This window comes from Kitasatospora sp. NPDC001664 (assembly GCF_053596675.1).
The window spans coordinates 208,057-214,543 of sequence record NZ_JBSFGS010000016.1 but is presented as its reverse complement, the minus strand read 5'-3'; the positions used below and the strand labels follow the sequence as shown (position 1 = coordinate 214,543).

General features: G+C 73.7%; 7 protein-coding genes. 6 read left to right on the top strand and 1 reads right to left on the bottom strand.

Annotated features, from left to right (window positions below; genetic code table 11):
- Positions 1–337 precede the first annotated feature (337 nt).
- The 5 genes from ACWCYY_RS23715 to ACWCYY_RS23695 all read left to right on the top strand — a co-directional run bounded on the left by ACWCYY_RS23715 (position 338) and on the right by ACWCYY_RS23695 (position 4,456).
- Positions 338–544: a cold-shock protein gene (locus ACWCYY_RS23715; protein WP_345284203.1), complete on the top strand. Its 207-nt coding sequence runs from the start codon at positions 338–340 to the stop codon at positions 542–544.
- A gap of 175 nt (positions 545–719) precedes the next feature.
- Positions 720–2,429: a DEAD/DEAH box helicase gene (locus tag ACWCYY_RS23710; protein WP_345284201.1), complete on the top strand. Its 1,710-nt coding sequence runs from the start codon at positions 720–722 to the stop codon at positions 2,427–2,429.
- Between the two features lie 175 nt (positions 2,430–2,604).
- Positions 2,605–2,931, top strand: a complete 327-nt coding sequence (locus ACWCYY_RS23705) for a hypothetical protein (RefSeq protein WP_449797152.1) — start codon at positions 2,605–2,607, stop codon at positions 2,929–2,931.
- Positions 2,928–3,824: a WXG100 family type VII secretion target gene (locus ACWCYY_RS23700; RefSeq protein WP_449797151.1), complete on the top strand. Its 897-nt coding sequence runs from the start codon at positions 2,928–2,930 to the stop codon at positions 3,822–3,824. Before ACWCYY_RS23705 ends, ACWCYY_RS23700 begins: the two co-directional genes overlap by 4 nt.
- Positions 3,825–3,856: 32 nt before the next feature.
- Positions 3,857–4,456 (top strand): hypothetical protein, encoded by a 600-nt coding sequence (locus tag ACWCYY_RS23695; protein ID WP_345284197.1) that lies wholly within the window; start codon positions 3,857–3,859, stop codon positions 4,454–4,456.
- A 55-nt stretch (positions 4,457–4,511) separates the two neighbouring features.
- Here ACWCYY_RS23695 and ACWCYY_RS23690 read toward each other — a convergent pair whose 3' ends face one another.
- Entirely contained in the window at positions 4,512–5,324 is an 813-nt protein-coding gene (locus ACWCYY_RS23690) for a helix-turn-helix domain-containing protein (protein ID WP_449797150.1), read from the bottom strand.
- Between the two features lie 156 nt (positions 5,325–5,480).
- Here ACWCYY_RS23690 and ACWCYY_RS23685 point away from each other — a divergent pair, with 156 nt between their 5' ends.
- A complete protein-coding gene (locus ACWCYY_RS23685; RefSeq protein WP_449797149.1) occupies positions 5,481–6,485 on the top strand; it encodes a hypothetical protein in 1,005 nt (334 codons plus the stop codon).
- The last annotated feature ends 2 nt before the right edge of the window (positions 6,486–6,487 follow it).

Below are 6,487 nucleotides of genomic sequence, written 5' to 3'. Positions count from 1 at the left end.
GGCAGGTGGGCGGGGTGGCCGGGCAACGCCCCCCGGCCGCGCCCCGGCGCCGTGCCGGCGGACCTGCGGACCCCGGAGCCGCCCGGCCGCCACTGAGGCGCCGCAGGCCGTAGCCCCCGCCCCGGGTGCGGGAAAAAATCTCTGATCTTCTCGGCTCCACCCGTGCTACAGTCGAAGCAGTTGCAGTTTTGGTTCCCATGAACGTATGTGTGCGCCTGCTGGTACCAACCAACAGGCGCATTTGTTTTGTCCGGTGTTTTGTCTCCGGATGGGGATCGCGGCTACTTGGAGCCTACGAGGTGTGGGTTCCTTGCCCCAGTTTTTAGAGGAGACGGTTATGGCTACCGGCACCGTGAAGTGGTTCAACAGCGAAAAGGGCTTCGGCTTCATCGAGCAGCAGGGTGGCGGCCCGGACGTGTTCGCCCACTACTCGAACATCCAGGCCAACGGCTTCCGTGAGCTCGTCGAGGGCCAGCAGGTCGAGTTCGACGTGACCCAGGGCCAGAAGGGCCCGCAGGCCGAGAACATCCGCGTCATCGGCTGAAGCTGATCCACGCGAGAGCGAGGGCCCGTACCGCTCGGTGCGGGCCCTCCCTCATGCCGCCGAACGGCCGGGGCGGCAACACCTTCCTGACGGCCGATCACCAGGACGATCGCCACGCGCGCACCCATGTGCCCGCCGGTGGCCATCGGACGTCCAGGACGGAGTACCACCCCGTATGAGCACCCCCGCACGTCCGCCGCGCGCCCGCCGCGGCCCGCAGCAGTCCGCCGACCGCGCCCAGGCCCCGAGCCGCGAGCGGTCCGGCGAGCGCACCCAGCAGTCCCGCACCGGCGGCCGCGGCCAGCAGGGCGCCCGTGGCCAGCAGGGCGGCGGCGCCCGCCGCGCCCCGCGTGCCCGCACCGCTCCGCAGGCCCCCGCCGACTTCACCGTGGTCGAGGGCACCCCGGCCCGTCCGCCGGCCGCCACCTTCGCCGAGCTGGAGATGCCCAAGGGCCTGCTCTCGGCGCTCGGGCAGCAGGGCGTGACCGAGCCCTTCCCGATCCAGTCCGCCACCCTGCCGGACTCGCTGGCCGGGCGCGACGTGCTCGGCCGCGGCCGCACCGGCTCCGGCAAGACGCTGGCCTTCGGCCTGTCGCTGCTGGCCCGCACCGCCGGCAAGCGCGCCTCCGCGCGCAGCCCGCTGGCCCTGGTGCTGGTGCCCACCCGCGAGCTGGCCCAGCAGGTCACCGACGCGCTCACCCCGTACGCCACCGCCGTGAACCTGCGGATCGCCACCGTGGTCGGCGGCATGTCGATCAACCGCCAGGCCAACGCGGTGCGCCGCGGGGCCGAGGTGCTGGTCGCCACCCCGGGCCGCCTCGACGACCTGATCAACCGTCAGGACGTGCAGCTCGGCGACGTGCAGATCACCGTGCTCGACGAGGCCGACCAGATGGCCGACATGGGCTTCCTGCCGCAGGTCACCAAGCTGCTGGAGCAGGTCGCCCCGGGCGGGCAGCGGATGCTGTTCTCCGCCACCCTGGACCGCAACGTCGACCGCCTGGTGCAGCGCTTCCTGACCGACCCGGTCACCCACTCCGTGGACCCCTCGGCCGGTGCCGTGACCACCATGGACCACCACGTGCTGCAGCTGGAGGCGACCGACAAGGTCTCCGCCGCCGCGCACATCGCCTCCCGCGAGGGGCGCCTGATCATGTTCGTGCACACCAAGCACGGCGCCGACCGCCTCGCCAAGCAGCTGCTGGCCAGCGGCGTCCGGGCGGCCGCGCTGCACGGCGGCAAGTCCCAGCCCCAGCGCAACCGGGTGCTGGACCAGTTCCGCGACGGCCACGTCACCGCGCTGATCGCCACCAACGTGGCGGCCCGCGGCATCCACATCGACGGCCTCGACCTGGTCGTCAACGTGGACCCGCCGATCGACCACAAGGACTACCTGCACCGCGGCGGCCGCACCGCCCGGGCCGGCGAGTCCGGCACCGTGGTGACCCTGGTGCTGCCCGAGCAGCGCCGCGAGGTCAGCCGCCTGATGACCACGGCCGGCATCCGGCCGACCATCACCAAGGTGCGCCCCGGCGACGCCGAGCTGGCCAAGATCACCGGTGCCCGCACCCCGAGCGGCGTCGCCGTCACCCTGGCCCCGCCCGTGGTGGCCGCCCCGGCCGCCGACCCGAACGCCGCCCCGGCCCAGCCGCGCCGCCGCGCCCCCAAGCGCTCCGGCCTGCCCGCCGACGTGGACATGAACGGCAACGCCCGCCGCCCCCGCCCCAAGCAGCGGATCGGCGCCGGCGGTTCCGGCTCCGGTGGTTCCGGCGGCGGCCGCACGGCGGCCGGCTTCATCGGCAAGTCCTCCGGCCGCAACCCGGGCTCCGGCTCCAAGAGCGGCTCCAACTACGGCACCGGCCGCCAGCGCCGCAAGTCCGACTGAGCGTCGGCACGGGCTCCCCACAGGGGCGGTGGACCTTCGCGGTCCGCCGCCCCTGTGGCGTTCGCGTGCACGTTCCGTCACGGACGCGCACCGGAACGGCCGTCGGGGGTGTGCTACGTTCTGCGCCGCCGCAGGATGGCGGCTGACGACGGGGCACGGGGGAAGGAAGCCTGACATGTCGGGTGGGTACCAGGTCGATCCGGAGGCGATACGGCGTTTCGGCCGCACCTCCGAGGAACGGGCGGCCAGGCTGCGGGAGATCCGGGCTCGCCTGGGGGCGCACCAGTTGCCCGCCGGCGCGTTCGGCAAGCTGCCGGAGTCGGACGAGATCACCCGGGACTACCAGGAGCGCAGCGAAGCGGCGATCGAGAACACCGGTGCCGCTGCCGAGTCCATGGAGCGGCTGGACGAGTACGCGCAGGGCCTGGCCCGCTCCTACGACGGCATCGAGCAGGGGCTCTCCGACGAGCTGACCACGATGGCCGGGGGGACGGGCGCATGAGCGGCGGACCGGCCTCGCAGGCGGCCAACGCCTACGCCAAGGTCAGTGACTGGATGAGCCCGCTCGGCAGCGTGATCGACGAGATCATGCGGCCGATCGTCGAACCGCTCGCGGAGATGCTGGAGTTCGTCACCGGCGACCCGGAGGGGCTGCTGGAGGCGTCCAAGCTCTGGAAGGAGCAGGCGGACGCGCTCCGCGAGGTGATCGCCGACCAGCGCCGGGACCGGGCCGCGCTGCGGCACGAGTGGACCGGCGAGGCCGCCGACCGCTTCCAGCAGGAGCTCGACACCTTCGAGCGGGGGCTGGAGGAGGAGGCGGACGACATGGAGAACACCGCCTTCCAGTTGGAGGAGGCGGCCGAGCAGTGCCGGTTCGCCCAGGAGATGGTCGAGACCGTCATCCGCGAGCTGATCGAGTGGGCCATCATCAGCCTGGCCGCGGCGGCCGCGTTCAGCGTGGTCACCGCCGGCGTCTCGCTGGCTGCCGAGGCGGCGGCCGCCGCTGCCGAGGGGGCCATCGCCAGCGCCCGGATCGCCATGCTGGTAAGGAAGTTGGCGACCGCCCTGGAGAAGGTCGCGAAGGCCATGCAGAAGCTCAAGGAGATCTCCGCCGGCCCGCGCGCCAGCGTGCTGCGGCCCTCCACCTGGCGGAACCCCGCGATGCTCCAGGCGTACGCGGCGAAGAAGGTGGTCAAGACCGTCGGCAAGACCGCGCTCGGCGCGGTCGGCCTCACCGGCGATCCGGTGGGCGAGGCGGGGCAGACCGCGATCGAGCAGGGCCTGATCTACGGCGCGGACGAGGCGGACAAGCGGATCAACCCGCAGAACCTGCCCCCGACCGTAGAGTTGAGCCCCGAGGAGCGCAAGCGGCGCTTCGACCAGGCCTTCGGCTGACGGCCGGTCGGGTCGACGGGGAGGGCGGGCCGATGCTGGAGAGCGTGCGGGTGGTGGTGCAGCCGCTGCTGGAGCCGGGCGAGAAGCTGATCGAGGCGGCTCGGGTGACCTTGGTGCCCGGCATCCCGCGGCCACCCGAGCAGTACCTGACCCCGGCCCGGCCGAGTGCGGTGGAGGAGCGGCTGGCCAAGCCGTTCGGCCTGCTCCGTCGCGCCTACACGGCCGTCAATCCGCTCTCCAGCGCGGTCGGTGCGGTGGAGGACCGGATGGTGGGCGCGGTGCCCGACTCGGTCTTCCACGGCACCGGGATGGGCGGAGGCTGGGAGAGCGCGGCCGGCCGGTTCGTGATCCGACTGCACACCGAGGGCGGCCACACCAGCGGCCTGTTCGCGGTCACCGACCGGCGGGTGGCGGTCGCGGTGGACCGCTCGGCGCTCTGGCAGCTGTTCAGCGAGGAGTACGCGCTGCACTGGGCCGTCCCGCGCCACGAGGTGCGGGAGCTGCGGCGCAACGCCACCGGCGTCCTCCAGCGCGGGCGGATCGACCTGCTGTTCGCGGACGGCTCCTGGGCCGGGGTGACGGCCGATCTGCCGCGCAACGCCGACCCCTTGGTGGCGGCCTTCCACGGCTGAGCGGGCGTCAGGAGGCGGGGAGGCCGGGGCGCCGGGAGATCGGCACGCCGGGAGCTCAGCAGGTCCGGGCCAGGCCGCGCAGGCGCTCGGTGGTCTCCTGGTCGCGCGGGGAGAAGACCACCAGCTGGAAGCCGTCCGGGGCCTGCAGGACCAGCTGGTCGATCCGGAGCAGGCCGAGCGTCTCGTGGGCCAAGTCCTTGGCGGTGCCGGAGCGTTCGCTGATCTGGTGCTCGTCCAGCCAGCGGCCTGCCTCCGGGAAGTGCGCGCGCAGGCGCTCCAGGGTGGCGGCCAGGGCCGGGCGGTCGCCGGCGGCGGCGCGCAGCTGGGCGATCAGGCGGCGGGCGTGCTGCTCCCAGTCGACGGTGCGGTCACGGTTGGGCCGGTGCGCGAAGGCCAGCCAGGCCAGGTTGCGGTCGGCGGGGGCGTGCCGGGAGAAGGTGAACAGGGCGTCCGCCTCCGGGTTCCAGGCCCGCACCTGCCAGTCGGCGTCCATCAGGAAGGCCGGGGCCGGGGACTGAGCGGTGGTCAACCGGGCCAGCGGGCCCGGCAGTTCGGCGGGAGCCGGGTCCTGGGCGGCGGACGGGTCGGAGGCCAGCCGGAACAGGTAGTCGGTCTCCGCCCGGTCCAGCCGCAGGGTCCGGGCCAGGCTGCCCAGCACCTCGGCGGAGGGGTTGATCCTGCGGCCCTGCTCCAACCACGTGTACCAGGTCACCCCGACCCCGGCGAGCAGCGCCAGCTCCTCCCGGCGCAGGCCCGGCGTGCGCCTCCGCACCCCCGGGGCGAGGCCGACCTGCTCGGGGGTCAGCCGGGCCCGGCGGGTGCGCAGGAAGTCGGACAGCTCGCTGCGCCGCAGCTCGGTGACGGTCATCTGGTTCCCCCTGGTCCTGGTAGCGCCACTACCAGTATCACCACGCACTGCTGCGTTCCGGCGCCGGGCGGGAGGGTGGAGGCATCGCAAGGACGCAGCACCGCTGGTGAAGCAGCACCGCTGGTGTAGCAGCACCGCTCTTGAAGGAGTACCGAGATGACGAACCGTCCGATCCGTGCCGCCGCCGTGGCCGTGGTGGCCGCCGCCCTGCTGGGCACCGCCGTGGCCCCGGCCGTGGCCGCCCGCCCCCGTCCGCAGGCCGTGGCCTCCGCCCCCGTGCTGGCCGGGCACGCCGACAGCCTGCACCCCGAGGACGCCGTCTGGGACGCCGGGCACGGCCGCTTCCTGGTCGGCTCGATCCGGCACGGCACGGTCTCGGTGGTCCGCCCCGACGGCTCGGTGCGCACCCTGGTGGACGACCCCGCCAAGCTGGTCTCGGTGATCGGCATCCAGATCGACCGGGCCCGCAACCGGGTGCTGGTCGCCAACGCCGACCCCGGCTTCGGGCTGCGCCACGACGCGGCGAAGGTGGTCGCGGGCATCGGGGCCTACGACCTGGAGACCGGGCGGCGGATCTTCTACACCGACCTGGCGGCGGTGGCCGCCGACGGCGGGCGGCACTTCGCCAACGACATGGTGCTGGGCCCGGACGGCGAGGCGTACGTGACCGACTCCTTCGCCCCGGTGCTGTACCGGGTGCGGCCGGACGGCCGGGCCTCGGTGATCCTGCGGGACCAGCGACTGGCCGCTCCGGTGGGCGGCTTCGGGCTGAACGGGATCGTGCGGCACGGCCGGACGCTGCTGATCGCCAAGTACGACGACGGCACGCTGTGGCGGGTGCCGGTCGACCGGCCGGAGGACTTCCGTCAGGTCCGGCTGACCGGCCCGAAGGCGATCGGTCTGGACGGTCTGTACAGCGCCTCCGAGGGCCGCCTGCTGGGCGTCACCAACACCCTGGGCGGGGCCGGGGCCGACACCCTGGTGGACATCCGCTCCACCGACGGCTGGCGCACCGCCGTCCTGACGGCCCGTCCGTCCGCCGACCCGGCGCCGACGGCGGTGGTGGCCGGCCCGCACGGCTCCGTCTTCACGCTGTCCGGCCGGATGGACCTGCTGTTCGGCGGCACCACGGACGACCGGTTCACCCTGCGTAGGCTGTGACC